At 64.4% G+C, this 25,672-nt stretch carries 24 protein-coding genes, 1 tRNA gene and 2 pseudogenes; 12 read left to right on the top strand and 15 right to left on the bottom strand.

Annotation, left to right across the window (positions count from 1 at the left end; translation table 11 throughout):
• Positions 1–51: 51 nt before the first annotated feature.
• The 7 genes and pseudogenes from RX329_RS02175 to RX329_RS02145 all read right to left on the bottom strand — a co-directional run bounded on the left by RX329_RS02175 (position 52) and on the right by RX329_RS02145 (position 6,516).
• Positions 52–555 carry a response regulator gene (locus tag RX329_RS02175; protein WP_085358470.1) on the bottom strand — a complete coding sequence of 168 codons (504 nt, stop codon included), beginning with the start codon at positions 553–555 and terminating at the stop codon, positions 52–54.
• Positions 556–696: 141 nt separating this feature from the next.
• Complete coding sequence (locus tag RX329_RS02170) at positions 697–1,011, bottom strand: hypothetical protein (RefSeq protein ID WP_018456636.1); 315 nt, start codon at positions 1,009–1,011, stop codon at positions 697–699.
• A gap of 2 nt (positions 1,012–1,013) precedes the next feature.
• Complete coding sequence (locus RX329_RS02165; RefSeq protein WP_085358468.1) at positions 1,014–1,895, bottom strand: CheR family methyltransferase; 882 nt, start codon at positions 1,893–1,895, stop codon at positions 1,014–1,016.
• Between the two features lie 59 nt (positions 1,896–1,954).
• Positions 1,955–2,341, bottom strand: a complete 387-nt coding sequence (locus RX329_RS02160; protein WP_018456638.1) for a PleD family two-component system response regulator — start codon at positions 2,339–2,341, stop codon at positions 1,955–1,957.
• 31 nt (positions 2,342–2,372) lie between these two features.
• Positions 2,373–2,846: a chemotaxis protein CheW gene (locus tag RX329_RS02155; RefSeq protein WP_007598954.1), complete on the bottom strand. Its 474-nt coding sequence runs from the start codon at positions 2,844–2,846 to the stop codon at positions 2,373–2,375.
• 31 nt (positions 2,847–2,877) lie between these two features.
• Entirely contained in the window at positions 2,878–5,670 is a 2,793-nt protein-coding gene (locus tag RX329_RS02150) for a hybrid sensor histidine kinase/response regulator (RefSeq protein ID WP_317245497.1), read from the bottom strand.
• Between the two features lie 424 nt (positions 5,671–6,094).
• A pseudogene (locus tag RX329_RS02145) lies at positions 6,095–6,516 on the bottom strand (response regulator).
• 451 nt (positions 6,517–6,967) lie between these two features.
• Here RX329_RS02145 and RX329_RS02140 point away from each other — a divergent pair.
• The 3 genes from RX329_RS02140 to RX329_RS02130 all read left to right on the top strand — a co-directional run bounded on the left by RX329_RS02140 (position 6,968) and on the right by RX329_RS02130 (position 8,568).
• Entirely contained in the window at positions 6,968–7,666 is a 699-nt protein-coding gene (locus tag RX329_RS02140) for a Crp/Fnr family transcriptional regulator (protein ID WP_198957604.1), read from the top strand.
• 153 nt (positions 7,667–7,819) lie between these two features.
• A complete protein-coding gene (locus RX329_RS02135) occupies positions 7,820–8,197 on the top strand; it encodes an Hpt domain-containing protein (RefSeq protein ID WP_018459876.1) in 378 nt (125 codons plus the stop codon).
• A 122-nt stretch (positions 8,198–8,319) separates the two neighbouring features.
• On the top strand, positions 8,320–8,568 hold the full coding sequence (locus RX329_RS02130; RefSeq protein ID WP_018459875.1) for a hypothetical protein: 249 nt from the start codon (positions 8,320–8,322) through the stop codon (positions 8,566–8,568).
• A gap of 84 nt (positions 8,569–8,652) precedes the next feature.
• Here the strand turns inward: RX329_RS02130 and RX329_RS02125 are convergent, their stop codons facing one another.
• Positions 8,653–9,276: a helix-turn-helix domain-containing protein gene (locus RX329_RS02125; protein ID WP_085358265.1), complete on the bottom strand. Its 624-nt coding sequence runs from the start codon at positions 9,274–9,276 to the stop codon at positions 8,653–8,655.
• 340 nt (positions 9,277–9,616) lie between these two features.
• Between RX329_RS02125 and RX329_RS02120 the strand changes: the two genes are divergently transcribed.
• On the top strand, positions 9,617–10,780 hold the full coding sequence (locus RX329_RS02120; RefSeq protein WP_085358267.1) for a hypothetical protein: 1,164 nt from the start codon (positions 9,617–9,619) through the stop codon (positions 10,778–10,780).
• Between the two features lie 545 nt (positions 10,781–11,325).
• Positions 11,326–12,534, top strand: a complete 1,209-nt coding sequence (locus RX329_RS02115) for an EAL domain-containing response regulator (RefSeq protein WP_085358269.1) — start codon at positions 11,326–11,328, stop codon at positions 12,532–12,534.
• A gap of 20 nt (positions 12,535–12,554) precedes the next feature.
• Here the strand turns inward: RX329_RS02115 and RX329_RS02110 are convergent, their stop codons facing one another.
• Positions 12,555–13,409 carry an NAD(P)H-dependent oxidoreductase gene (locus tag RX329_RS02110; protein ID WP_085358297.1) on the bottom strand — a complete coding sequence of 285 codons (855 nt, stop codon included), beginning with the start codon at positions 13,407–13,409 and terminating at the stop codon, positions 12,555–12,557.
• Between the two features lie 92 nt (positions 13,410–13,501).
• Between RX329_RS02110 and RX329_RS02105 the strand changes: the two genes are divergently transcribed.
• Positions 13,502–14,437 (top strand): LysR family transcriptional regulator, encoded by a 936-nt coding sequence (locus RX329_RS02105; protein WP_085358271.1) that lies wholly within the window; start codon positions 13,502–13,504, stop codon positions 14,435–14,437.
• A gap of 18 nt (positions 14,438–14,455) precedes the next feature.
• Here RX329_RS02105 and RX329_RS02100 read toward each other — a convergent pair whose 3' ends face one another.
• From RX329_RS02100 to RX329_RS02090, 3 genes are all read right to left on the bottom strand, one after another.
• Positions 14,456–15,316, bottom strand: coding sequence for a DMT family transporter (locus RX329_RS02100; RefSeq protein ID WP_026233895.1), 861 nt, complete (start codon positions 15,314–15,316; stop codon positions 14,456–14,458).
• A gap of 249 nt (positions 15,317–15,565) precedes the next feature.
• Entirely contained in the window at positions 15,566–16,546 is a 981-nt protein-coding gene (locus RX329_RS02095) for a Bug family tripartite tricarboxylate transporter substrate binding protein (protein WP_085383880.1), read from the bottom strand.
• Positions 16,547–16,646: 100 nt separating this feature from the next.
• Positions 16,647–18,287: an FAD-dependent oxidoreductase gene (locus RX329_RS02090; RefSeq protein WP_240543174.1), complete on the bottom strand. Its 1,641-nt coding sequence runs from the start codon at positions 18,285–18,287 to the stop codon at positions 16,647–16,649.
• Between the two features lie 113 nt (positions 18,288–18,400).
• Here RX329_RS02090 and RX329_RS02085 point away from each other — a divergent pair.
• A pseudogene (locus RX329_RS02085) lies at positions 18,401–19,311 on the top strand (LysR family transcriptional regulator).
• Between the two features lie 45 nt (positions 19,312–19,356).
• Here the strand turns inward: RX329_RS02085 and RX329_RS02080 are convergent.
• Positions 19,357–19,446, bottom strand: a tRNA-Ser gene (locus RX329_RS02080).
• Between the two features lie 419 nt (positions 19,447–19,865).
• Complete coding sequence (locus RX329_RS02075) at positions 19,866–21,011, bottom strand: ROK family protein (protein ID WP_085348673.1); 1,146 nt, start codon at positions 21,009–21,011, stop codon at positions 19,866–19,868.
• Between the two features lie 333 nt (positions 21,012–21,344).
• On the opposite strand from RX329_RS02075, the gene rplU reads away from it, so the two are divergent.
• The 3 genes from rplU to RX329_RS02060 all read left to right on the top strand — a co-directional run bounded on the left by rplU (position 21,345) and on the right by RX329_RS02060 (position 22,853).
• Positions 21,345–21,737 (top strand): 50S ribosomal protein L21, encoded by a 393-nt coding sequence (gene rplU / locus RX329_RS02070; RefSeq protein ID WP_007604396.1) that lies wholly within the window; start codon positions 21,345–21,347, stop codon positions 21,735–21,737.
• A gap of 97 nt (positions 21,738–21,834) precedes the next feature.
• Complete coding sequence (gene rpmA, locus RX329_RS02065) at positions 21,835–22,104, top strand: 50S ribosomal protein L27 (protein ID WP_018459863.1); 270 nt, start codon at positions 21,835–21,837, stop codon at positions 22,102–22,104.
• A 155-nt stretch (positions 22,105–22,259) separates the two neighbouring features.
• Positions 22,260–22,853 carry a GNAT family N-acetyltransferase gene (locus RX329_RS02060; protein WP_085383879.1) on the top strand — a complete coding sequence of 198 codons (594 nt, stop codon included), beginning with the start codon at positions 22,260–22,262 and terminating at the stop codon, positions 22,851–22,853.
• A gap of 61 nt (positions 22,854–22,914) precedes the next feature.
• Here the strand turns inward: RX329_RS02060 and RX329_RS02055 are convergent, their stop codons facing one another.
• Positions 22,915–23,829, bottom strand: a complete 915-nt coding sequence (locus tag RX329_RS02055; RefSeq protein ID WP_085358277.1) for a DMT family transporter — start codon at positions 23,827–23,829, stop codon at positions 22,915–22,917.
• A 127-nt stretch (positions 23,830–23,956) separates the two neighbouring features.
• Between RX329_RS02055 and RX329_RS02050 the strand changes: the two genes are divergently transcribed.
• Entirely contained in the window at positions 23,957–24,439 is a 483-nt protein-coding gene (locus RX329_RS02050; protein WP_085383878.1) for a MaoC family dehydratase, read from the top strand.
• Positions 24,440–24,523: 84 nt separating this feature from the next.
• On the top strand, positions 24,524–25,564 hold the full coding sequence (gene obgE / locus RX329_RS02045; protein ID WP_085348676.1) for a GTPase ObgE: 1,041 nt from the start codon (positions 24,524–24,526) through the stop codon (positions 25,562–25,564).
• Positions 25,565–25,672 lie beyond the last annotated feature (108 nt).

Below are 25,672 nucleotides of genomic sequence, written 5' to 3'. Positions count from 1 at the left end.
GATCGCTGCGACGCGGCGACCGCATTCTTTCATCGCATGGCCGGCCGCGGCTCAGGCGCGGTGCCGCTCCACGATCGCGTCGCTGGCGACACCACCCCAGGTGTGGATCGCCGGCAGGCCCATCGCGGTCTTGCCGAGATTGGCGAGGCTGATGCGCAACGCGGCCAGATCCAGCGGCTTGGGCAGGCTCTGGAGCTCGATCCCAACGGAACGGGCGAAGCTGCGGGCGGCGCTGCGGCGCTTGCCGTCCATGCCGCTGACGACGATCACGGCGCCGCCAAATTTCGCCTTGGCCATCTCGCCCAGCACGTCCATGCCGTCGCCATCCTCGAGCACGAGATCGAGTGTCACGCAGTCGAAGCGCGCGGTGCGGAGTTTCTCGATCGCTTCGGCCACGGACGGCGCCACGGTGACCTCGTGGCCGGCCTGCTTGGCCGCGACCGTGATCAGGCTGCGCTGTGTGCCGTCATCATCGACCACCAGAAGCTGAAGCGCGCGCCGCTCGGCGCCGTCGGGCAGGTTTGACGGGAGAGAGGAGAAAGAGCTTCTGGGCATTGCCGTATCCTGAGATTGAGACCGGCAATGGATACACCGTTCGCGCTTAGGCGACGTAAAGCCGCGACGGCAAATTCAGTCGGATGTTTCAGCAAATGCGAACCAACGTCGCGGAAAACGGCGACGCGACGCACGTGAAGATCACGCCGCCTCGTCACGGCCACCGACGGCGCGCTTCTTCCGGTTCTTGCCACGCAGGAATTGAATGTCCATTTCGACGCCGTTGACGCGCACCAGCTCACAGCGGCGGTAGGCAAGGCCGGTGGACGACAGCAGCAGGAAGAACTCTTTGAGGTTCAGGCCCTGAATCGAGCCTTCCACCGTCAGGATGGCGTCGGTGTCGGAGATCGCGTTGAGCTTGCAGTCGCGGCGCCAAGTGCCGTCGATGGCCATGATGCAGACATCATAGCCGCGACTGAACGTCACGCGTTCCGCGCCTTTGCCATCCTCGGCCATGCCTATCGTCCCGCCATGACCGCTAGGCGCGGCGCTGCGCCGGCAAGAACCGGCTTGGCGGCCGCCGCGCGCGGGTCGTTCGGCTTGTAGAGACCGCGCTTCTCCGGAATCGGCCTGAACGTGTCGGTCAGTCCGACCACCGTTTCGGCCGCGCCCAGCACCAGGAAGCCGTCTCCCTCGATCTGGCGAGCCAGCCGGTTGAAGATGTTGATCTTGGTGTCCTGATCGAAATAGATCAGCACGTTGCGGCAGAAGATGACGTCGAAGGTGCCGAGCTGAGCGAAATCGTGCAGCAGATTGAGCTGCCGGTGCTGGATCATCGCCCGCAGCTCGGGATTGATCTGCCAGGTCTCGCCGATCTGCTTGAAATATTTCATCAGCATCTGGATCGGCAGTCCGCGCTGCACTTCGAACTGGCTGTAGATGCCGGCCTTGGCCTTCTCGAGCACCTCCTGCGACAGGTCGGTCGCGATGATCTCGACGCGCCAGCCGGTTAGGGCCGCACCCATCTCCTTTAGGCTCATCGCGAGCGAATAGGGCTCCTGCCCCGTGGAGCCGGCGGCGCACCAGATGCGGACGCTGCGGCGGCCGGCGCGGGCCTTGATGATCTCCGGCATGATGGTGTCGCGGAAATGATCGAACGGGACCTTGTCGCGAAAGAAGAAGGTCTCGTTGGTGGTCATCGCCTCGACCACGCTGGTGACGAGCGCGCCCGAGCCAGCGCCTTGCAACTTCTGCACGAGCTCGCCGATGCCGGAGATCCCGGCCTTGCGCGCCAGCGGCAACAGCCGGCTTTCAATCAGATATTGCTTGTCTGCGGACAGATCGAGCCCGGAATGATCCCTCAGGAACTTACGCAGATACTCATACTCGGTCGGGGTCACGGATAGGCCTCTCGGAAGCTGTACTGGGAACACTCTGGCTGGAACACTCCGCCAGACACTCAGACCATGGCTTGTCCGACCGGAATCAAGCCGACTTCTGCGAATTTGTCGGCGATGATGTCTTTATCGAAGGGCTTCATGATGTACTCGTTGGCGCCGCCGCTGAGCGCCTGAGCGATATGAGCCACGTTATTTTCGGTGGTGCAGAATACAACCTTGGGCTGGTCGCCGCCCGGCAGGCGGCGCATGTGGCCCATGAACTCGAAGCCGTCCATCACCGGCATGTTCCAGTCCAGCAGCACCGCGTCGGGCAGCTTGCGCTGACAGACCTCGAGCGCCTTGGAGCCGTCCTCGGCCTCCGTGACTTCGAATTGCAGGCCTTCCAGGATCCGGCGTGCGATCTTGCGCACGACGCTGGAATCATCGACCACCAAGCACGTCTTCATTTGGGTTCTCCGGCTTCGATGTTTTTGGGGCTCACGCAGCCATTTGCACTTCGGTTTTGAGTTCGAGGACGCGATCGACGTCGAGGACGACCATGAGCTGGCCGTCGAGACGGTGGACACCTCCGGCGAGCTTGGCCATGCGGGGGTCGAGGTTGACGGGGTTTTCTTCCATGCCGTCCTCGGCGAGCCGCAGCACTTCGCCGATCTGGTCGATCAGCAGACCATAGGATTCACCGCGCAGGTCGACGCCGACCGCCATCGGGATCTTGCCGTCCTCGGGCTTGGGCAGGCCGAGCCGGGCGCGCATGTCGACCACGGTGACGATGCGGCCGCGCAGGTTCAGCACGCCCGCGATCTCGCGCGAGGACAGCGGCACGCGGGTGACGCGCTCGGGCATGAACACGTCCTGGACGCGGGAGATCGGCAGGCCGAACAGCTGGCCGCCGATCATCGCGGTGACGTATTCGACCATGGCGCCTTCGCCGGACTGGGTCTTCTTGGTCATGTGCGTATCTCCTGATCCATCCCGCTGGGGTTTAGGCGGCTGCGCGGCTCAGCTCGGAGGCGCCGGCGGCGCCCGCGGTCTGTTCCTTCAGCGCCGCGATCAGACCGGGACGGTCGAACTTGGCGACATAGTCGTGGAAGCCGGCCTGGCGGCCGCGCTCGATCGCCGCCGGCGACACCAGCGCGGACAGCCCGATGATCGGCATCGCGCCCAGATTGCTGTCGGAGCGAATGGTCTCGGCAAACTCGAACCCGTTCATGTCGGGCATCTCGATGTCGGTCAGGACCACGTCGAAGCTCTGCGCGCGCAGCGCCGCCAGGCCCTCCTGCGCGGTCGGCGCGGTGCGGACGCGGTAGCCGGCGGCCTTGAGCACCGGGGCCAGCATGTTGCGGAAGAACGCCGAATCGTCGACCAGCAGCACCGATTGCGAGTGCAGCGACGGCTTCATCTCCTTGCGGGTGAACCAGTCGGAGAACGCCATCGGCAGGAAGTGGCCGACGTCGATCACTTCGGTGGCCTGGCCCTTGATCACGGCCGAGCCGAGAATGCCGGAGGAGGATCCGCCGACCTCGATGTTGAGCCGTTCCTCGACGATGTCGATGATCTCGTCGACGACGAGGCCCATGGAGCGGCCGTCGTCGGAGAACACCAGGATCGGCTGGGCGCCCTGGCTCGCGATGGTGACGCTCTCCATGGCAACGAGCGGCATCAGCTGCTCGCGGTACTGCACCATGTAGCGGCCGTTCGAGAACTCGATCTTGTCGGCCGGGAGCTCTTCCAGGCGCGTGACGAGCCCGAGCGGGACCGCCTTGGGCTGGGCCGAGCCGGCGCGGAACACCAGCAGTGAGGTGGTCTGCTCGCCCGATCCGATGCTGTGCGTCCCGTTCTCGTTGTTCATGTCATGGGCCGAGGAGCCGGCGGCGCCGAGCGCCTTGGCAATGCCGTTGGGGTCGATGATCATGATGACCGCGCCGTCGCCCAGGATGGTATTGCCCGAGAACATGTCGATGTGGCGCAGCTTCGTCGACATCGGCTTGACCACGATTTCTTCGGTGTGGAACACGCCGTCGACGACGATGCCGAAGGTCTGGCTGCCGACCTGCGTCACCACGATGAAGCCGTTCTCGGGATCGGAGACGGCGCCGTCGTCGATCTTGAGCAGCTTCTTGAGATGGATCAGCGGCAGCAGCTTGTTGCGCAACCTGAGAACCGCGGTGTCCTTGATGCGCTCGATGCGGTGCTCCGAGTTGGCGCGGGCCCGCACCAGCTCGACCACGGAGAGCTGCGGGATCGCAAAGCGGTCGCCGGCGGCTTCCACGATCAGCGCGGAGACGATGGCGAGCGTCAGCGGGATCTTGATGGTGACGGAGGAGCCTTCACCGGCGACCGACTTGATGTCGATGGTGCCGCCGATCTGGTCGATATTGGTGCGCACCACGTCCATGCCGACGCCGCGTCCCGACACCGAGGTGATGGCGGCCGCGGTCGAGAAGCCCGGCGCGAAGATGAACTTGTGGATCTGGGCTTCGCTCATCTTCTCGAGCTCGGCCTCGGTGACCAGACCTGAGGAGATCGCCTTGGCCTTGATCCTGTCGGTGTTCAGGCCACGGCCGTTGTCGGCGATGCAGATGATGATGTGGCCGCCCTCGTGATAGGCGGACAGGCGAATGGTGCCCTGCTCGCCCTTGCCGCGGGCGAGACGCTCGGCCGGGGTCTCCAGGCCATGGTCGGCGGAGTTGCGCACCATGTGGGTGAGCGGGTCCTTGATCAGGTCGAGCACCTGGCGGTCGAGCTCGGTGTCGGCGCCGTGCATCTCCAGCTCGATCTGCTTGCCGAGTTCGCTCGAGAGGTCGCGAACGATGCGGGGCAGCTTCTGCCAGGCATTGCCGATCGGCTGCATGCGCGTCTTCATGACGCCTTCCTGCAGCTCGGCGGTGACGTTGGACAGCCGCTGCAACGGCACCTTGAACTCGGTGTCCTCGTTGCGGCGGGAGATCTCCAACAGCTGGTTGCGGGTCAGCACCAGCTCCGAGACCATGGTCATCAGATGCTCAAGCGTATCCACGTTGACGCGGATCGACTGGTTGGCGATGCTGGCTCCCTCGGCGGCGCCCTCGTCGGCGATCGACTTCTTCGGCACGGCCTTGTCCTTGGGCGCCTTGGCTTCCTTCGCTGCTTCCTTGGCAACAGGCACCGGGGCTTCAGCGGCCGGCGGAGGCTCCGCCTTGACTTCGGCCTTGGCAACCGGGACCGGCACTTCGATCGCGGTCTCGCGGAAGGCACGCTCGAGCTCGTCGAGCGAGACTTCGCCCGGACGCAGCGGACGCTCCAGGCTCTGGTCGGCCAGCACGCCGGAGGTCGGCGCGGCTTCAACGGCGACAGGCGCGTCCGGCACCAGCGGCGGCGCTTCGGCAACGGCAGCAGCAGCGCCGGCCGCCATGGCGGCCATGCCCTGCTCGACCATCGCTTCCAGCTTGTCGATGAGATCGCGGTCGGTGCCCTCGGGCTCGGCTTCGGTCGCCTCCAGCCCGGCCAGAATTTCCTTGATGCGGTCGATCGAGGACAGGATCACCGTCACCGCCTGCCCCGTCACCGGCATGCCGTCACGGAATTTGCCCATCAGCGTCTCGCCGGCATGCGCCAGCGCTTCCAGTCGCGGCAATCCGAGGAAGCCGCACGTGCCCTTGATGGTGTGGACCAGCCGGAAAATGTTATCCAGGATCTTGGCGTTGTTCGGCTCCTGCTCGAACTTCACCAGCTGATTGTCCACGGTGTCCAGGCTCTCGCTGGTTTCCGTCAAAAACTCCCGCAACAGATCATCCATGAGCTACGCCTTACAGACCTGGATCTGGACCTCGACGCCCGAGCCGCGCTGGCATGAACGGAAGTCCCCACCTTGGATCGTTAGACATCCCCTTTCACGGTCCCGTTAATTTCATCCTCCGTGCTAATACGGATATTGAAGACAAGTTTGCCGTTCGACTGCATGGGACAGCGTTTTTCGGCAAAACCGGCCCCACGCCGCAGCGGCGAGACGCGTTAGGTGAACGTGCCGATAACGGCGGGACCAGGCGCGCGGGAAAGCCCTGCTTGTGAAGGACGATATGCGCGGTCTTCGCGCAAATTGTATCGAGCCGCCTGCAATCCGGGGCGGTCTCGCCACGTCGCCTGGTGCTCTGCCGGGATATGCATGACCCGCATTTGCGGTAAACGAACCGTTACCCGCGTCCGCTGCGGCCGGTGCCGCGCTAACCCAGGCGCGCGGCCGGGGCAAGCTCGCCCTGGGGACGGTGCTCCGCCAGGCAATCGTTGATGGCGGCGAGCAGCGCGTGCGGCGTGAACGGCTTGCGCAGACAGCGCGCCGCACCGAGTTCCAGCGCCATCCGGAGGAAATCCGGGGCCGGCGAATTCAGATTGCGAACGCGTAGCCGGACATCGCTATCAGCGGAACGGCCGGCGCGCGCTCGTGAAAGATTCTGACCGATTCGAACCCGCGCATGTGCGGCATGAAGATATCGATGATCATCAGATCGAACTGTTCGTGTTCGAGCGCACGAAGTCCGGCTTCCCCTCCTTCGGCGATCGTCACCCGAAAATTGTTGCGCTGGAGATAGACCTCGATGGCCATGCAGACCATCGGGTCGTCATCGACGACGAGAATATGGCGCAGATCTTCTGTCCCCGTTTGAGCTTCCCGATTTGGCGATTCAATAATTGAACCGTGGCGCACGCCATGCTCCTTTGCTCGAGAAATGGACTGTTGAGAGCGTCCTTCGGAGCCGGAAAGACGATTGACGCAGAATCTGCGGCCGCGCGGCGCCAAGGCAACTCCATGACGACGACGCGGCGCGGATGACCTCGAAACGCGCCGGATCAACCATGACCGCGAACAAGCTCCAAACCGATTCTCCAGCCGCACCATCTGGATCTGCTGGTTCCCAGCTCGGTAGGAATTGGGTCAGGGAATCTGTCTTGGCGAGGCCGACGTGCAGCGGCACTGACTGCGATCGGACGTCTTGTCCCAATTGCCAATATATCCCGACGGGAACATGATGGAACGTGGCCGAACGACAAGCAGTTTCCCGTGCTGGTCCGGGAGACGGGAGGCTACTTTGGAAACAATGGTACGTTCCTCCAACGGTTTCCTGTCCGCGCTGTCGGCGGACGATTATGAATTGATCCGCCCCCACCTGCGGACGGGCGATCTGCCGCACGACGCGGTGCTGGTCGCGACCGGCGAAACGCTCAAGCGCGCCTACTTTCCCCATCGCGGCGTCATCTCGCTGGTGGTGGAGCTCGCCAGGGGCGAGCACGTGCAAGTCGCCATGATCGGCCGCGACAGCCTGCTCGGAACGCTCTCTATCATGGGCGATGCCTGCGCGCTGAACACGGCCATCGTGCTGGTTCCAGGCTCCGCCTCGATGATGGACCTCGACCGGCTGCGCGTCGCGGCCGACCAGAGCTGCACCCTGCGGACGCTGCTCACGCGTCACGGACTGGCGGTCTACGCGCAGGTGCAGCAGACCGCGAGCTGCAACGCCGCTCATCCGGTGGAGTCGCGGCTGTCGCGCTGCCTGCTCCACACCCATGACCTCTCCGGCGACTACCGGCTGCTGCTGACCCAGGAGGCGATGGCGCAGATGATCGGCGCTCGGCGCAACAGCGTGTCGCTGGTCGCCAACACCTTGCAGCAGGCGAATTTCATTAACTACAGCCGCGGACACATCCAGATCCTTAACCTGGACGGCCTGCGCCAGACGGCGTGCGAATGCTACGCCACCGTGAAGGCGCAGTATGACCGGCTGCTCGGCCCGCGCTGACTGGCGCTGCGGCGTGGTAAACCGGCCGCTAATTCCGGCCCGCAAACACGGAATGTCCTGCTACCGGAACTGAAATCCAGATGCCGTAGACACGGATGTGCCGCGCGCGCCTGTACGGGCCGGCGGCAAACCGTGATCAAGGCAGGCCAAACCATGTTCGAAGTCACCGTCGCGCCTGCGCAAACAGTGCTTGATGCCGAACCCGCGCGCGAGCCGGGCGCGTACCAGGCGCTGGTGCGCGAGATCGGCGAGGATGGTGCTTGCGAAGTGCGCGACGTGTTCTGGAGCGAAACCTGCGCGCGTCTGCAATCGTTCCGCACGCTCTCGCTCGCGCAGCACCACGGCAGGATCGCCCGCGAAGCGCATTCGCTGAAGGGCGCGGCCGGAACGTTCGGCTATGTCAGGCTCGCGGTGCTGGCGCTGCGGCTGGAGAAGACCGCGGAGAGGCTCGGCGACGCCGGATTTTGCGACCTCCTGGACCTGATGGACGCCGCCTACGCTGCCGCGCGCGCGCAGGAGCCGGAGGGCTGACGCGCTCGCTCGAAACGCTCCAACCACTCACGCGTGCATGCCCGCCGTACTTCTACGGCTTGGGATTTTCACAGATGGCTAATCATAGGCAGCGATAGTCGCCGGAAACCAGGAGGGTTTCCATGTTCACCTACGAGACCGCGGACCAGAAAGAAGTTCGCCGCTTCCGCATCGCACAGTTCAACGGCCGGATGGCGACGGTGGCCGCTGGCGAGGCGACGGTGACCGGCTTCGTACGTTCGGTGCTGGAGCAGGAATCGAGCATGCCGCCCCGCTGGACCATCACGATCATTCCCAACGTGCCGAAGGACGAGCTCAAGCCGCTGCGGCCCTCGTCGCGCGCGCGTCCCTTCGCCGAAGATTATTTCTGAGCACGGTCGGAGCCGCGGGTCTTTTTCGAGAAATGCCTCACGCTTGGCCCTCGCCCGCTGCCGGGCGGCCCGACGCAAGGCCCTTCAGTCGATCGAATGCAGCAGCGCCGCACGGACGAGGTCCGCCGTGTTGCGCGCACCGAGCTTCCGCATCGCCTCGGCGCGATGGCTCTCGAAGGTGCGCGGGCTGATCTGCATCCGAAGCGCACCCTGCTTGTTCGAATAACCCTCGCTGATCAGCCTCAGCACCTCGCGCTCGCGCTTGGTCAGCCGCTTCTGGCCTGACAGGCCGAGGATTTCGGCGCTCGGCACGCGCTGCAGCTGTGGCGCGCGCGCGAACTTCGATTCGGCGCCCTCGGCCCTGGACGCGATCGGCAGGCCACCCGTGTGAGAACCGGCAAGCTGTTTGACGAGGCCACAAACCCGCTCGGTCTGCACCAGCGCATTCTCCACGACCCGCTGCAAATAGGCACGGCCGCCCGTCACCGGCGCGAGCTGATCGCTGTGATGCTTGATCTCGCCCATGTAGAGCAGGAGCGCCGTGAGGGGACCGTTGAGCTCGCGGGCGATGGCGGCTGCCATTTCGTCGGCCGCCTTGGCACGGGCGGCGTTCAGACGGACGGCATCGAGCTCTTCAGTTGGAGCGGCGTTGCCTTCGTACCATTCCGATGGCCGCGAATCAGTGGCCGTATCATTCTGTGACCCCATGTCACTCGTTTAGCGGAACCCAACGCGGTCTGTAGTTAACTTTTTGCTCCGTAAGACTACGGTGAATTTGGCAGTTTTGTGCTGAAACCCCGGCAGAGGCACACTTTATGCTTGAGTGGCAACGTCCCTCAACATTCTTAGGTTGCTGAACCTGCCCACATGATAGGCGGGTCACTCGACGCCTTCTTAACGATCAGATCCGCGCCGATTACCTGCGGCCTTGGATTTTACGGATATATTAACGGCAGCTTGCTTCTCTATGTCGCAATTGAGAGCGCGCAAATGCCTCCATGCATGGGGTCGGTAGGCCTGCTGGAAACGTTGCGGAAGATTGCGTGCCATGAACGAGATCGACCAGCTATCGAACTTCCTGCAGAAGCTGACGCCGCTGTCGCGCAGCTGCCTGCTCAGCGAGCTCGAACGGCTTGAGCTGTGCGGCATCGACATGCCGGGCTCGTCCGACCTGCAGTCCCGGTTGCGCGCCGAATTTCGCAAGGACGGATCGAACCAGGCGCGCGCCACCAGTCCCTCGCGCCATTTCTTTGCGCCGCTCGAGCTGCTTCTGATCGACGGCGCGCCCGAGCATGCCAACATGGGGCGGATCTCGCGCAACACCCTCACCCCGATCTGGGAGTGGATCTGCCGCGACCTGCTGCCGACCATGGCACGCGACTACATCAAGGCGATCAACGACCAGGTCGCCGCCAACAACCAGAAGGAAGTGCTGAAGATCGCATCGACCTTCCAGACCAAGGTCGTCAAGGTTCTCGAAAGCACCCTCGCATCAGCGGAGAGCACCGAGTTCGCGCGCGGCAAGCTCGCGCAATACACGGCATCGCGCACCGCCTTCGAGGACGTGAAGAAGATCCAACATGTGCTGCGCGCCGGCGCCGCGCTGCCGAAGTTCAACGACAGGCTGCCCGAGAAGATCGCGAAGTTCGACGACGGCACGGTTGATCAGATCACCGCCCGATTGGACGCCTTCAAGAAGGCCCATCCCGAGGCGCTGCCGTTCGCGCTGACGCTGGTGGCGAGGCGGCTGAAGACGTTCTGGCAATTGGTGCGCCTTGCCACCAAGGCCGCCGCGAGCAAGAGCGCCGCCGATGTCGCCGCCGCGCCCTATGCCTGCGTCGTTCACATGGTGCTCGACCAGCTCGACGACAGGCGCCTCGCCTTGCGCATCGCGCTCCGGCACAACCGGGTGCTGATTGCGCGCGACCTGCTCGCCGAGATCTACGAGACCGAATATGCGCTCAAGGTGCGGATCGACGGCATCGAGCATTGCGAATGGGGCATTCGGCTCCAGCAATTGATGGACGCGATCGCGGCGCTGGTGTCCGCCGAGGTGAGCCGCTTCCCCTCCAATGTCGGCCACATTCTCGGTTCGCGCCGGCTGCGCAGCCACGACACGTTCGGTGGCAAGCTGTCCTATCTGGCCTGGAAGGGACGCGATGCGATCGAGGACGGCGCGGCCGCGTTGCGCAAGCTGATCGGCCAAACCTGATCCCGCGCTAATGCGCGCGCGGCAGGCACAGGAAACGATCGAGAAATCGCCCTGACAGCACGAACCTGAACCACCAATACATTATTCGCCGCGACGTCATTGCTGCGATCCTCGACAGCCCACCACCGGCTGCCCAGAGCAATAGCGCACGTGCTGCAATCCGTTTGTGATGTGCTTCACATTGGCGCCAGCGCGCACCGACGCATTGTCGCAGAACCGTCACGAGCGAACCGGAAAAAATGCGCGCGTCGCGCGCAATTGAGGCGCTCCATTATTCAATTGGGCGAGGCGCGCGCGGCTTGGTCCAATTGCAGGACAGTGCGCGTACATGCAGCCGCACTGCACGTCGCGAGATCTCCAGTGATTGTCGCAACCCTGCGCCCGAAGCGCGGGTAGACGTAAAAACTTCCCGACCGAGATCCAGACAATTTTAGACGTGATGGGCGCTTTAACGTTACCCAGATAATTCGACAATCGACTGAAGCCTTCCATATTTGAAACTGCTCACGTCGCTAACACACCGCCACGGAACGGGAGTGCTTGCGATGAACGACGAAATTGTAGAACTCGCCGTCCGAAGGCCGAAGACCTTCGGACGGCGAAAGGTGAAGCCGCGCGCATGCGTCGCCGACGGCAAGCGCCATTTGCGGGCGTTTCTCGCAGAAGTGCTCGAGGATCTCGGCTTCGTCACCACCGAGTGCGCCAGTGCCGAGGAGCTGCAGAGCGTGCTGACGAGCGAATTGCCCGACCTGATCCTGCTCGGCATCGCCGCCGACGGCATCGAGCCCGGCACATTTCTGGAGACGCTGGTGCGCGAGGCCTTCGACGGCAGGGTTCTGACTGTGGGCGCCCGCGAGTCGATCATCGTCAGGGCCGTGCAGCAGGTCGGCGAGGAATACGGCCTCAAGATGCTGCCGCCGCTGACAACGCCGTTTGCCGCGGAGACGCTGCGCGACCGTGTCGCGATGCTGTTGCCCGAGGAGCCGGCGCCGAGCCCCGCCGTGCATGTCGGCGAGGCCCTGCACGCCGGCTGGCTCGAGCTCTGGTACCAACCCAAGATCGACGCGCGCACGCTGATCCGCAATAGCGCCGAGGCGCTGGTGCGGATGCGGCATCCGACCTGGGGCGTGGTGCCTCCGGCCTATTTCATCCCCGAAGAGAACGACCCTAATCTGCGCGACCTCTCCGAATTCGTGATCGAGCGCGCCATGCAGGACTGGCACTATCTGCTGGAGCAGCAGAGCCCGGTCGATCTCGCGATCAATTTGCCGGCGTCCTATCTGAAGGAGCCGCAAGCCGTGCGCGATCTCTGCCGGCGCATGCCGACGCATCCGGCGTTCGGCGGGCTGACGATCGAGATCGACAGCGAGGAAGCGATCCGCGATCTCGATCTCCTGGCCGAGGTCGCCCGCGAACTGCGTCTGCACAATATCGGCCTGTCGGTCGACAATCTCGGCGCCAACTGGCCGTCGCTGATGGACCTTGGAAAAATTCCATTCATCAAGCTGAAGGCCGACCGGCACTTCGTCACCGGCAGCGGCACTGATCGCCTCAAGCGCACGGTGTGCCGCCACATCGTCGAGCTTTCGCATGGCTATGGCGTGCGCGCCATCGCCGAGGGCGTCGAGAGCCGCGCCGACCTCGTCGCCGCCAACGAGCTCGGCTTCGACCTCGTGCAGGGTTTTCTGTTCGGCAAGCCGATGCCGCTGAAGAAGTTTGCGCGGAGCACGCTGACGCGGACGGTGATGGGGTGATTCCGTGCGCGAGCGGCGGATTACGCTGTTGCCGCGCACCCCTCAGCCGTCGAGTGCACGGAGCTCGTTTCACCCATTGGGCTGCGTGCCTCGACCTGTTCGACGTGAAGCGCGAAGCTGGTCGCGCCGGAATGCTCGAGTCCTGCGCGGAGCCGCATGCTCGGAATCAGGTAATCGCCGCCATTCTGGCGCCGGTAGGGAATCGGGGATGTCGTCGCAAGCGTTCGCATCCTCTCGCGCAAACGTTCGGCAGTCGCCTGGAAACCCGCTTCGTCCAGTTTGTCGGCCTTGTAGACGACGAACGGCGGAAGCACGTCATAGCCGGGATAATAGAGGATGCCGTGATTGATCGGGAACAGCAGGTCGTCGATCGGCCCGTTGATCCCGCGCGCCGAATAATGCTCCTGCCAGCCGCCGGCCGTCACGATCAGCATCGCGCGTTTGCCCGCCAGCCTGCCTTCGCCGTAACGGTCGCCCCACCGCTTGTCGCTGTGCTCGCCGACGCCATAGGCGAAACCGTAGGCGAACACGCGGTCGACCCAGCCCTTGAGGATGGCCGGCATGCTGAACCACCACAGCGGGAATTGCAGGATCAGGACGTCCGCCCACAGCAGCTTCTCGATCTCGGCCTTGACGTCCGCCGTGAGCGTGCCCGACTCGAACGCCTGCTTGGAGGCGGCGGCCGGCGCCAGCCGCGCGTCCGGCGGCAGCAGTGGAAAGTCGGCGCGGCCGACCTCGGATGTCCATCCCTGGGCGTAAAGGTCTGACACCCGCACCTCGTGTCCCTCAGCCTCGAGTTCTCTGACGGCAACGTCGCGGAGCGAGCCATTGAGGGAGCGCGGCTCGGGATGAGCGAAGACGATCAACACTTTCATGATCAGCACCTCGGTTGATGATTGCGAGCAGCAGGTAGCGCCTCCGACTGCAATCCGGTAGTTGTCGCCGATGGATAGGATCATGCCGAAATATGGATAGATCGGACGTGACGCTCGAACGCATGCGCAGCTTCGTGCGCGTGGCCGAGCGCGGAAGCCTGTCCGCGGTCGCGCGCGAGCTTGGTCTCGGCCAGTCGACAGTGACGCGGCACCTTCGGGAACTGGAGCAGGCCGTCGGCGTGCCGCTGCTCACGCGGACCACGCGCAGCGTGACGATGACGGAAGAGGGGCGCCGCTATTACGCCGACTGCGTGCAGATCCTGCGCCTGGTCGAACTCGCCGGCGACGAGGCGCGCAGCACACGCGGCGCGCCTGCCGGAACGGTACGCGTCTCCTGCACCGCGGCTTTCGGCGTGCTCCACGTCAGTCGTCTGGTGTTCGCGTTCCAGGACCGCTATCCGGACGTGGCGGTGGATCTCAGCCTGACCGACGAGCGGATCGACCTTGTGCGGGAAGGTGTCGATATCGCCCTGCGCCTGGGGCCACTCCCCGACAGCTCGATGAAGCTCAGGCTGCTGGGTCAATCGCGGCGGGTGCTTGTGGCCGCACCGGACTATCTGGCTTCGCGCGGCAGGCCCACGCGCCCGCAAGATCTCGCCGGCCACGAGGGTGTCAGGATGTCGAACATCGCCGGCAGCGACGTGCTCGTGCTGCACGGGCGCCGCGGCGGCCGCCATGTGGTCCCGTTCGCAGGGCGGCTGCGGGTGGATCACGGGCTTGCCGCACGCGAGGCGCTCGTGGCCGGGCGAGGCATTGCGCCGGCGCATCTTTGGCTCGTCGACGACCTGCTTGCCTCCGGCCAACTTGAGCGCGTGCTTGAAGACTACGCGCCGCCGTCCGTTCCGCTCAACATGCTGATCGTGCCGGAGCGGTCCGGCATCGCGCGGGTCCGGCTGCTGGTCGATTTTCTCGCCGAGGGGATCGCGCGGCTGCCGGGCATTGAAAAGCCGCAACCGGGCAAGAGGTAAGGCCAGATCAATTCGGCCTCAGGCAAACCGCCGCGCGAAGAAGACACATGCGACCACCAGCGCGGTCGCCACGATCATGCTCCAGGCAACCGGTTCGTGCAGAAGCAGGCCTGCAAGCGCAAGGCCGAAGAACGGCTGGAGCTGCTGCAACTGGCCGACGCGGGCGATGCCGCCGATCGCAAGCCCGCGGTACCAGAAGATGAAACCGACGAACATGCTGAAGACCGAGACGTAGGCGAGCCCGATCCAGGCGGGCACACCGACGCCGCTCCATGTCGAGGGCCAGGTTAGAATCGCGACCGGCACCATCAGCGGCAGCGACAGCAGCAGCGCCCAGGAGATCACCTGCCAGCCGCCGAGCCGGCGCGACAGCGCGGCGCCTTCGGCATAGCCGAGCCCGCACAGCACGATCGCCGCGACCATCAGCAGATCGCCGGTCAGCGATGCGGTGCCGTCGTTGGAGAGCGCAAAGCCGGCGACAGTGGCGCTGCCCAGAATTGCAAAGAGCCAGAACATCGGCTGCGGCCGCTCGCCGCCGCGCAGCACGCCGAAGATCGCGGTCGACAGCGGCAAGAGGCCAATGAAGACGATCGAATGCGCCGAGGTGATGTGCTGCAGCGCAAGCGCCGTCAGCAAGGGAAAGCCGACCACGACGCCGATGGCGACGATCGCGAGCGAGACGAGATCCTTGCGCTGCGGCCGCGCCTGACGGAGCAGGCCGAGCACGGCCACACCGATCAGCGCCGCGATGACCGCGCGCGCCGAGGTCAGGAACAGCGCGGAAAACCCGCCGACCGCCACGCGGGTCGCCGGCAGCGATGCGCTGAAGATGATGACGCCAAGAAGCCCGTTGCCCAAGCCGCTGCCGGAAGAGTGCATGCCCATCTCGCCTTGTCGGTGGTGATCCGAACTGGCGAGGCCAGCCGGTGTCGCGACGATTACCTGTAAGCCTTCCGGGGCCCAACAACAAAAAGCGCGAAAACAACCCCATGCACAGTAGCCGGAAGCTGCAAGATCAATGACTTACGCCGGGGCGGAATCGTGTTTCTAGACCGCGATCGTGATGCGGCGGGCGCTGAAGGCGAGCCGGGGATGATTGCCGACGAGCAGCAGGGCTGCGTGGGACACTTAATTCGCCTTGATGCCCGCTTCACTGATCAGCTTGCCCCATTTCGAGCTTTCGCTTTGGATGAAGCGGCTGAACTCCTCCGGCGAGGTCGGTGCAGGCTCTGCGCCAAGCGTCCGGATCTTCTCGACCACCGATGGATCCTTCAGGGCCTTTCCGAAGGCTTCGTTCAACCGGCCGACGATATCGGCTGGCGTGCCGGCCGGAGCAACCAGCCCGAACCAGCCAACGGATTCGAAACCCGCAATACCGCTCTCGGCGAGTGTCGGCACATCAGGCAAGGACGACAGACGCTGCGCAGACGACACACCGATGGCGTTGAGCTTACCTTCGAGGATCAGTTGCCTCGATGCGGGGATATCCAGTACCGCGAAGGGGACGTGGCCTGCGAGAACATCGACCGTCGCCGGCGCGGTCCCGCGATAGGGGACCAGCTCCATGGCGATCCCGGTCTTCTGCGTGAACAGTGCCGCGGTCAAGTGCATGGCGGTCGAATTGCCGCCATGCCCGACCGACAACGCGCCCGGCTTGGCCTTGGCGAGCGCGATCGATTCCGCGACCGTATGCGCCGACACGTTCGCTGACGCAACCAGCACGAAGGGAATTTTCGCGAGCAGGGTGATCGGCGCAAGATCCTTCGGATCGAACGGCATCGACGAATTGAGATGCGGATTGACCGTCAGGCTGCCTGCCGGCGCAATGCCGAGCGTATAGCCGTCAGGCTTGGCCTGCGCGACCGCGGCCATGCCGATGTTGCCTCCAGCACCCGCGCGGTTCTCGATCACGAGACCCTGTTTGAGCTCGGCAGTGACCAGCGGTTCGAGCGCGCGGATGACGGTATCGGCGCTGCCGCCGGGCGGAAAGGTCACGATGATCTTGATCAATTGCTCGGGATAGACCGCTCGGACCGCCTCCAGCGGCAGCACGGCGAAACTCGCGGCCGTCAGCACGGCCAAAATGCGGCGGCTTGCAACGTGAAACACGTTTCCCTCCTGGTGCGAGTCTTTTTTTGTTTTGTGAACCACGACTTTGTAAATAACCTGCCGGCGGACTTCGCCGCGAGACCGTCCGCTTCAAACCGCCTTACGCCGAAGCGCCGGTGATGCGCGTCAGCAAGCCTTGTGGGTCCGCTGGCGCGGCCTGCCCGCGCCAGGCGATGTGCTGATCGGGCCGCGCCAGCACCAGCTTCTCGGCATACGCGCCGTTCGCTTCGTCCGGCGCAATGTCGAGCAGCGCGAGCGGAATGCCGCGCTGCTCTGCGGCAGACTTCAATGGCGCTACATCGATCGCCGGATCGAACCGCAGCAAAGTGTAGCCGACGCCGAAGGCATCGTAGAGCGATCGCCCGTCCCGCAGAAACAGGTGCGGCGCGCGAGCGCCCGGCACGGTGGAGGGGGTGAAGCTGCCCATCGCGTAAGCGGGCGGCGTCTCGCCGTCATAGGCGATGATCGGCGAGGCATCGTAATAGTAGCCGAAGTTCAATCCGGCACAGCAATATTGCTGCACGTTGAGATCGTAGGCCGCCCTGGCCAGCGCTGCGCGCGCGGCGTGGCCGCGCGGCGTGTCGTCCTCGATCTCCGCGGAGACTCCACCACGCTGCGCCATCATCTTCATCGCATGGTCCATGGCAAAGCGCGACACCTGTTCGGTGATGGGCTGACGCTCCGCCTCGTAGGCATCCAGGATCGAAGCCGGCGCCCACCCGTTCAGATGCGCCGCCACCTGCCAGCACAGGTCGACGGCGTCCGCAATCCCCGCATTCATGCCGTAGCCCGCATACGGCATCCACAGATGCGCGGCGTCGCCGCAGATGAAGACTCTGCGGTCGCGGAAGCGATCGGCGACAAGCCGGCGGCCGACCCAGTCCTCCTTGCTGAGGACGCGGTATTCGAAGCGCTCGTCGACGCCGAGAATGGCGCGGATCGCCCAGTCCCGATCGACCGAATCAAATTCGGGCTCGTCTGGCTTCAGGTGATTATGGATCAGCCAGCGGTCCTGACCGTCGATTGCCACCGTCGTGCCTGAGCGTCGCGGGTTGAGCGAGAGCACCATCCAGGCCGGCTTGTGCGCGCCCATCAGCTCCTTGAGCTGCGGCGCTTCGATGAAGGTCGATTGCACGCGCTGGATCACCGGCGTGCCGGACAGGTTGGCGCCGATCGATCTGCGAACCAGGGAACGGCTGCCATCGCAACCGATCACAAAGGAAGCCTCGATGCGGAGCGAGCTTCCGCTGTCGAGGTCGCGCGCCAATGCGACCACATGGTCGTCATTCTGCTCGATGTCCGTGATTTCCGTGCGCGCCAGAATGGTGATGCGCGACTGAGCGGCGGCATGGCTGAACAGGATCGGCTCGAGATAGACTTGGTTGATCCGGTGCGGCGGCTCCGGCGTCGGCCACCAGGTGTCGGGGCCGCCGGTGGCGCTGTGGCGGCGTGCGCGCGAGGGAATGTCGATGCGGCACAGCTCGATGCCGGTCGCCGTGGTCCGGTAGGAGCAGTCGTTCGGGAAATCTGCGGGCAGGCCTGCGTCGCGCAGCTTTGCGGCGACGCCGAGCCGGCGGAAGATCTCCATCGAACGCGCCGAGACGTGATTGCATTTGACGCTGGGCGGATCGCCGGCATGGCGGATCTCCGCGACCACGACGTCGATCCCACGGGAAGCCAGATCCATCGCCGCGGTCAATCCGACGGGCCCGGCGCCCACCACCAGCACCTGTGTCCTCATGTTCGTTTCCAATCCCTTGGCGATCGCCGCTTCACCGACCACGGCATGCATTTTATTGCATGCTCGCTTATGTGATAAGCCGGAAAGAACTCATCAATTCATGAGCTTTGCCTATGAACGTCACCTTACGGCAATTGCAGGCCTTCACCGGCGTGTACCGTACGCGCAGCATCACGCGGGCTGCGCGCGAGCTGGGGATCACGCAATCGGCGGCGAGCCTGTTGATCCAACAGCTCGAAGCGCAGCTCGGCGTCAAACTGTTCGATCGCTCCACTCGTTCGGTGCAGCCGACGCGGGCCGCTGACGAGGCAGTTCATGCCGCCGAACGGATGCTGGGCGATGCGCTGGGCCTGTCGCGGCGCATGCGTGACCTCGCGCAGGCGCGCGCCGGCCGAGTCGCGTTTCTCGCCTCAGCCGGTACCGCATCGGCACTGCTGCCCTCGGTGCTGGCAAAATTCCGGGCAGGCTATCCCGACATCGAAATCGACATGCGCGACGTCGCCGCCGACGATCTCGTTCCACGTCTGATCGCGACGGATGCGGAGTTCGCGATCGGCAGCGTCGAGGGAGAATTCGCGGAGCTGACGATCGAGACGCTGACCCGCGGCCGCCTGAGCGCCATCGGCCGGCGCACCCCCGACTTCGCGGCACGGCGCTCACTGACATGGGACGAATTGGATCAGATGCCGACGATCGCGATGCGGCGCGAGACGCGGATACGCATGCAGATCGATCAGGCGCTGGGGAGCCAGGGCAAGCACCTCAACCCGACCTATGAAGTGCGCTGATCAACACCGCGCTCGCCATGACGGCGCAGGGCCTCGGCCTTGCTATCCTTCCTGCGACGATGCTGCCGGCCGATCAATTTCCAACTCTGATCGCAAAGCCGCTGATACGCCCTGCCATCACCCGCCCGGTGTCGCTGCTGCAGCGCCAGGGTCGGACGCTGTCGCCGGCCGCGCAGGCGTTCGTGGCGACGGCGCGGACGGTGCTGGCGGAGCGAGAGCCGGCAAGATCAGACTGATCTGCCGAGCTTTCTGGAAAGCCGTTTTATTGTGGCGGATGATGTTGGCGGAGAGGGAGGGATTCGAACCCCCGATAGGCTTGCACCTATGCCGCATTTCGAGTGCGGTGCATTCGACCACTCTGCCACCTCTCCTGAAGGCGCCAAGTAAGGAGCATGGCCCCTGTGGTTCGGGCGTTAATAGGCGAGGATGGCGGGCCAGACAAGGCTTGCGAGGGCGAAAATCCGGCCGGTTTTCCGGCTGGACCCACGATGTCACGGTGATGATCGGGGGCGATCACGGATTTCGGCGGCGGTTTGCGCGGGAATGGGCCTGAGCCGTTCGCCACTGACCCGGCGCGAGTCCGATGCGGCACGTCGGTGCCCGAATCACTGGTACCCGCAAAAGGCGGGGTGGGACCGCCAGACGCGGTAAACACTGGCGGTCCCGTGCCGCTCATTGAAATACTGGCTGGGAAGGGCGGCTTCGCCGGCCAGGTGAGGCGACGGTTCCGACCGTAGCGTGCGGCCCGTGCACCGCAACGCAATCCGGTCCTTAACCTAACCAGTCAAGGTTACTCCTTGTCGGACTTGCTCTTTTTCTTCCCGTTCTCCGTAGAATCGCGGTCTTTGTCTTTGTCTTTTCCGTTGCCGTTGTCCTTGCGGCGGTTGGTGAAGCGGGCATTGCCTAGCCCGGTGCCGATGGTGAGCACACCCCAGCGATCGACGTCCTGCATGAACGGCACCTCGGAGAGGCCCTGAACCACGCCGTCATTGTGCATCAGGATCGCGGTGTCGTGCTCGCCGATCTGCGGAATGCCCTCGAGCAGGCTCGCCGGCAGGTTGAACTTGCTGCTCTCCCAATTGCCCGGCAGGTTCTGTGCGCCTTTCTCGATGGAGCCGTCCGCGTTGATCACGCCGGGACAGGCGATGCCGATGAACGGCGCCAGCTTGTAGCCTTCCTTCTCGGCCTCGGTGATCAGCCCCTTCAGCATCTTCGTCAGCCGCTTCACCGCGCCTTCGCGCGTCGGCTCGTCGTCGGCATGACGCCACAGCTCGGACTTCACGACCTTGGCTTTCGACAGGTCTTTTGCCTTTTTCCAGCTGGTCTCCACCAGGCCGCAGCGGATATTGGTGCCGCCGATATCGACGGCGAGGATGCTGTCATGGGCTTCGAAGATCCACGACGGCGCCAGATGTAGCGCGCCGATCAGGCCGGCCTCGTCGGGATGATGACGGATCGGCAGCATGTCGATCTTGAAACCCTCGGCGATGAGGATGATCTCGGTGCGCGCGATCGCGAGCTCGCCGAGCCGGGAATCGCGAAAACCGCCGCCGACCACGATGCGCTCGGTCTTGGCCCAGGCCTTGGACTTGAGGAAGCGGCGGGTAACGTAAGCGAGCTCCTGGGCGAAGTCCTCGATGGCACTATGCACCACCGCCCAGGCCTCGGTGTCGTCGCCGACCAGGATGGCGTCCAGCGTCTTCTTGCTGATCTCGTCCGACGGCTCCTTGCCGAACGGGTCCTCGCCGGACTTGCGCAGCGGCTTGCGCCAGCGCTCGAGGATCTCGCGGAACGCGCCCTTGCTGGCGCGGTCGCCGATGAAGCCATCCTCGTCCTTCATCTCGATGTTGAAGCTGTCGATATCCACCGACGGCAGCCGCTCCGCGCCGTGATGGGCGATGCCCGTCGTCGTCTTGACCAGCTCGTCTGTTGCCATGGTAAGCCCCTTGCCCGTGTGACTGAATTCGCCGGGACAACGGCGGGGGAACCTGTTGGTTGCGGCGCGGTCCGAAATTCGCCTGCGGGGCCGGATCGCGCCCAAATGCTTCAAATCGGGCCGTTTTCGCCGGCTTTTCCTTGACTCCGTGCTGTCAGCGGCTATAAATCCCGCAACCGGCGCGGGGCGTTTCTCGCGCCGCTTGTTTTTGCGTGGGTTTTCAAGGGGATAGCTCCCGCCCGCACAAAACTCGCATAAACCCATAACGACTGACAAAAAGCCGGCCCCGACACTATGTCGCGAGGCCGGGAATGAACACGAAGGAAAACAACGATGTTCGCAGTCATCAAAACCGGCGGCCGGCAGTACCGCGTCGTTCCGGATGATGTCCTGGAAGTAGGCAAGATCGAAGGCGAAGTCGGCTCGATCGTGCAGCTCAATGAAGTTCTCCTGGTCGGCGGCGACACGCCGATCCTGGGTCTGCCCACGGTCGCCGGCGCCTCCGTCGCGGTCGAGGTGCTCGACCACAAGCGCGGTCCCAAGGTCATCGCTTTCAAGAAGCGCCGCCGCAAGAATTCGCGCCGCAAGCGCGGCTATCGCGACGAGATCACCGTGCTGCGCATCTCGGAGATCCTGACGGACGGCGCCAAGCCCACCAAGGGGCCGCGTCCGAAGCGGGAGAAGGTCGCCAAGCCAGAGACCACGACCGAAGAGGCCGCCGCATAATTTGATCACGCGCCATCACGAATTGATGCGTGAGAAATTGTGAAATGATTCCGTCAAGGAATTGATCTAGAAATACTCAGGATTTCGGAGACGAGCCATGGCTCACAAAAAAGCAGGCGGTTCATCGCGCAACGGTCGCGATTCCAAGGGCAAGCGCCTCGGAATCAAGGCGTTCGGCGGGGAAGTTGTGATTCCCGGCAACATCATTGCGCGTCAGCGCGGCACCACCTGGCATCCCGGCCTTAATGTCGGCATGGGCACGGACCACACCTTGTTCGCCAAGATCGAGGGCCGCGTAACGTTCCAGGCCAAAGCCAACGGCCGCACCTTCATCTCGGTGCTCCCGCTCGCAGAGGCGGCTGAATAGACGGTGGATCAAATTTGGAGTCCGCCGGGTCCCAGACCGAACCGGCGGAGTCCTTGAGATCAAAAGAGATCGAAGGCTCCAGGGGAGGCGGGAAACCGGCCTCCCCTTTCGTTTGCGTGCTCACTTTTCACTTAGTGACTTCGACGGAGCCGGACATGTTGCAGGATTTTTCGAGCGTGACCTTGCGGGAGGCGAGACCCAGCGTCGTCGCCACCGAGCGGCTGACGTTGCGGCGGCCGACCCTCGCCGACGTCAGGACCATCGCCCTCCTCGCCAACGATCCTCGCGTTGCCGAAAACACCAGGCGCCTCCCGCATCCCTATTCGCAGGACGACGCCGTCGCCTTCATCCGCGCCACCGCCGCGCCCGGCGGCGAGACGGTGTTCCTGATCGAGCATGACAGCGGCCCCATCGGCATGGTCGGCATCGACTGCTCCACGCCCGACAATGCCGAGCTCGGCTATTGGCTCGGCGTCGAGCATTGGGGCCGGGGCTTTGCCACCGAGGCCGCGCGCGGCGCGATCGACTTCTTCTTCGAGGAGTTCGAGGACGATCATCTCTATGCAGGCGCGCGCGTCACCAACCCGGCCTCGCGCAACGTGCTGGAGAAGTGCGGCTTCCAGTGGAGCGGCGTCCAGCTGCATCGCTTCCTGGCGCTGGGCTCGTCCACGCCCGTCGACTGCTTCCGTCTCTCGCGCGGCGTGTGGGCGTCGCTGAAGAGCTGGAGCAGCGCGCGAAGGGTGAGGTAGGGCTGAGGCGGCTACGCTCTCCGCCGTCGTCCCGGCGAAGGCCGGGACACCGTGGTTGTGTTCACGCTGGCGGATTCACATCCGCGTCCCTGCGCCCGAGATCGCGCTCACGCAGATAAATATAGAACCCGGCGCCGATGATGATGGCGGCGCCGACGATGGTGGCGATTTCGGGCACGTCGCCGAACACGACGAAGCCGAAGATCACCGCCCAGACGATCATCGAATATTGATAGGGCACCACGACGCTGGCCGGCGCGAGCTTGAGCGAGCGGTTGACGCAGAACAGCGCGGTGACCGAGACGCATCCCGCCAGCGCGAAGATCACGAGGCTGGCCGGTGTCGGCGGCACCCAGTGGAACGCCGACAGCACCGCACCCAGCAGGAACGTGCCGACGAATTGCGACGACGCCATCACGATATCGGGCGTCTTGCGCAGGCTGCGCGTGATCAACATCAGCGTTGCAAAGGAAAGACTGCCGCCAAGCGCGATCAGCGCCGGCAGGCTCACCGTCTGTGCCGACGGCCGCAGCGCGATCAGCACGCCGCAGAAGCCGATCAGGATCGCCGTCCAGCGCCGCCAGCCGACCTTCTCGCCGAGAAAGATCGCCGACATCGCCGTGACGAAAATGGGCCCGGCGAGATAATAGGTGATGACGTCGGCGAGCGGCAGGTAGACCGTCGCAAGGAAGAAGGCCGCCACTTCCAGCGTCGACAGCACCACACGAAACAGCTGGAGGCCCGGCCGCTCCAGCTGCAGGAACTGGTGACGCTGCCGCCAGACCAGCGGCGACAGCAGCAGCAGCGCCGCGCAGGCGCGCAGGAACAGCAGCTGCCCCACCGAATAAGTCCCGACCAGGAACTTGCCCATGGCATCGCCAAACGAGAACATGAAGATCGACAGCACCATGAGCGCAATCCCGGCAAGGCGCGCCGAGCGTTCGTCATAGGCCGATAGATTCTTGAACAGGGGCATCGAGCGCCGTTGTAATGACGCAGGCCGTCACGACAAGCCCGCGTTGGACGAATTGAACGGATTGTCGCACTCTCCGCGTCGCGGTAGCGACAGGTGTCTCACAAGAGAGCCAGGAAAGAGCTTAGCCATGACCGACTTCGACCCGGCCCGGCATCGCATGATCCCCGCGCAACGCTGGTTTGAGGATTTCGTGGTCGGCGAGCGCTTCGTGCTGCCGAGCCGCACGCAGACGACGGCGGTGTTCGCGGCGTTCCAGACCGCGAGCGGCGACACGCATCCGGTGCATTACGACGTGGAGTATTGCCGCAGCCGCGGCATGCCGCATCTGCTCGCCCACGGTTTCCAGACGCTGATCCACACCGCGCCCGGCGCCGGCCTGTTTCCGTTCATGGTCGAGGACTCCCTGGTCGGCTTCCTCGAGCAATCCAGCCGGTTCCTCAAACCTGTCTTCGCCGACGACACAATCTATCCCGCGCTCGAGGTCACCGAGCTGGTGCCGGGACGCTCGACCGGCGCGGTGACGCTCAAAAGCACCGTGTTCAACCAGCGCAAGGAGCTGGTGCTGGAGGGCACGCAGAAATTCCTGATCCGGCGCCGGCCAGCTGGTTAAGCAAGGCCACAAATCGCCGGGTTTCGGCCGATTTGCGGGTCCATCCGGGTTGCCGCGCGGGACCGGCTGGTCTACCTATGGCCCATGAAATTCCTAGACGAAGCAAAGGTCTATATCCGCTCCGGCGACGGCGGAAACGGCTGCGTGGCGTTCCGCCGCGAAAAATTCATTGAATTCGGCGGCCCCTCCGGCGGCAATGGTGGCCGCGGCGGCAATGTCATCATCGAGGTCGCCGACGGGCTGAACACGCTGATCGACTATCGCTACCAGCAGCACTTCAAGGCCCAGAAGGGCGAGAACGGCTCGGGCTCGGACCGCCATGGCGCCAATGGCAAGTCGATCGTGCTGAAGGTCCCCATCGGCACGCAGATCTTCGACGAAGATCGCGAGACCATGATCCACGATTTCACCACTGTCGGCGAAAAGTTCGTGCTGGCCGAAGGCGGCAATGGGGGCTTCGGCAACGCGCATTTCAAGACCTCGACCAACCGCGCGCCGCGCAATGCCAATCCGGGCCAGCCCGGCGAGGAGCGCTGGATCTGGCTGCGGCTGAAGCTGATCGCGGATGCCGGCCTCGTCGGCCTGCCCAATGCCGGCAAATCGACCTTCCTCGCCAAGGTCAGCGCGGCCAAGCCGAAGATCGCCGACTATCCCTTCACCACGCTGCATCCGCAGCTCGGCGTCGTGAATGCCGACGGCCGCGAATTCGTGCTGGCGGACATTCCGGGCCTGATCGAAGGCGCGCATGAAGGCGTCGGTCTCGGCGACCGCTTCCTCGCCCATGTCGAGCGCTGCCGCGTGCTGCTGCATCTCATCGATGCGACCTGCGAGCACGCCGGCAAGGCCTACAAGACGGTGCGAACGGAGCTGGACGCCTATGCCGGGCAGCTCACCGACAAGATCGAGATCGTCGCGCTGAACAAGATCGACGCGGTCGAGCCGGACGAGTTGAAGAAGCAGAAGGAGCGGCTGAAGCGCGCCGCCAAGAAGACGCCGCTGCTGCTCTCCGCCGTCACCGGTGACGGCGTGCAGGAAGCGCTGCGCGCTCTTGCGGATGTGATCGGCGAGAGCCCGGTGTCTGCGAAAGCGAAGAGCGCGGCCGAAGCGGAGCCGTGGTCGGTTTGATTTTTCGTCGTCCCGGCGAAGGCCAGGACGACGCTGGAATGTACGGCCGCAGACGCGTGCATCGCTGATAGCTTGTCTTCGCGCCCTCGATAGCGCAGCATCCCACAA

This window comes from Bradyrhizobium sp. BWC-3-1 (assembly GCF_032917965.1).
Taxonomy (GTDB): Bacteria; Pseudomonadota; Alphaproteobacteria; order Rhizobiales; family Xanthobacteraceae; genus Bradyrhizobium; species Bradyrhizobium canariense_D.
The sequence above is the reverse complement of the archived record's forward strand: the minus strand, read 5'-3'. Positions and strand labels throughout refer to the sequence as shown.

Coding starts and splice junctions, on each gene's coding strand:
- RX329_RS02075 (WP_085348673.1), bottom strand. CDS start 21,011: ATGGCAACAGACGAGCTGGTCAAGACGACGACGGGCATCGCCCATCAC.
- RX329_RS02160 (WP_018456638.1), bottom strand. CDS start 2,341: ATGAAGACGTGCTTGGTGGTCGATGATTCCAGCGTCGTGCGCAAGATC.
- RX329_RS02140 (WP_198957604.1), top strand. CDS start 6,968: ATGGTACGTTCCTCCAACGGTTTCCTGTCCGCGCTGTCGGCGGACGAT.
- RX329_RS02120 (WP_085358267.1), top strand. CDS start 9,617: ATGAACGAGATCGACCAGCTATCGAACTTCCTGCAGAAGCTGACGCCG.
- RX329_RS02060 (WP_085383879.1), top strand. CDS start 22,260: ATGTTGCAGGATTTTTCGAGCGTGACCTTGCGGGAGGCGAGACCCAGC.
- RX329_RS02050 (WP_085383878.1), top strand. CDS start 23,957: ATGACCGACTTCGACCCGGCCCGGCATCGCATGATCCCCGCGCAACGC.
- RX329_RS02150 (WP_317245497.1), bottom strand. CDS start 5,670: ATGGATGATCTGTTGCGGGAGTTTTTGACGGAAACCAGCGAGAGCCTG.
- RX329_RS02135 (WP_018459876.1), top strand. CDS start 7,820: ATGTTCGAAGTCACCGTCGCGCCTGCGCAAACAGTGCTTGATGCCGAA.
- rplU (WP_007604396.1), top strand. CDS start 21,345: ATGTTCGCAGTCATCAAAACCGGCGGCCGGCAGTACCGCGTCGTTCCG.
- RX329_RS02170 (WP_018456636.1), bottom strand. CDS start 1,011: ATGGCCGAGGATGGCAAAGGCGCGGAACGCGTGACGTTCAGTCGCGGC.
- rpmA (WP_018459863.1), top strand. CDS start 21,835: ATGGCTCACAAAAAAGCAGGCGGTTCATCGCGCAACGGTCGCGATTCC.
- RX329_RS02100 (WP_026233895.1), bottom strand. CDS start 15,316: ATGCACTCTTCCGGCAGCGGCTTGGGCAACGGGCTTCTTGGCGTCATC.
- RX329_RS02055 (WP_085358277.1), bottom strand. CDS start 23,829: ATGCCCCTGTTCAAGAATCTATCGGCCTATGACGAACGCTCGGCGCGC.
- RX329_RS02175 (WP_085358470.1), bottom strand. CDS start 555: ATGCCCAGAAGCTCTTTCTCCTCTCTCCCGTCAAACCTGCCCGACGGC.
- RX329_RS02115 (WP_085358269.1), top strand. CDS start 11,326: ATGAACGACGAAATTGTAGAACTCGCCGTCCGAAGGCCGAAGACCTTC.
- RX329_RS02130 (WP_018459875.1), top strand. CDS start 8,320: ATGTTCACCTACGAGACCGCGGACCAGAAAGAAGTTCGCCGCTTCCGC.
- RX329_RS02090 (WP_240543174.1), bottom strand. CDS start 18,287: ATGAGGACACAGGTGCTGGTGGTGGGCGCCGGGCCCGTCGGATTGACC.
- obgE (WP_085348676.1), top strand. CDS start 24,524: ATGAAATTCCTAGACGAAGCAAAGGTCTATATCCGCTCCGGCGACGGC.
- RX329_RS02125 (WP_085358265.1), bottom strand. CDS start 9,276: ATGGGGTCACAGAATGATACGGCCACTGATTCGCGGCCATCGGAATGG.
- RX329_RS02155 (WP_007598954.1), bottom strand. CDS start 2,846: ATGACCAAGAAGACCCAGTCCGGCGAAGGCGCCATGGTCGAATACGTC.
- RX329_RS02110 (WP_085358297.1), bottom strand. CDS start 13,409: ATGAAAGTGTTGATCGTCTTCGCTCATCCCGAGCCGCGCTCCCTCAAT.
- RX329_RS02105 (WP_085358271.1), top strand. CDS start 13,502: ATGGATAGATCGGACGTGACGCTCGAACGCATGCGCAGCTTCGTGCGC.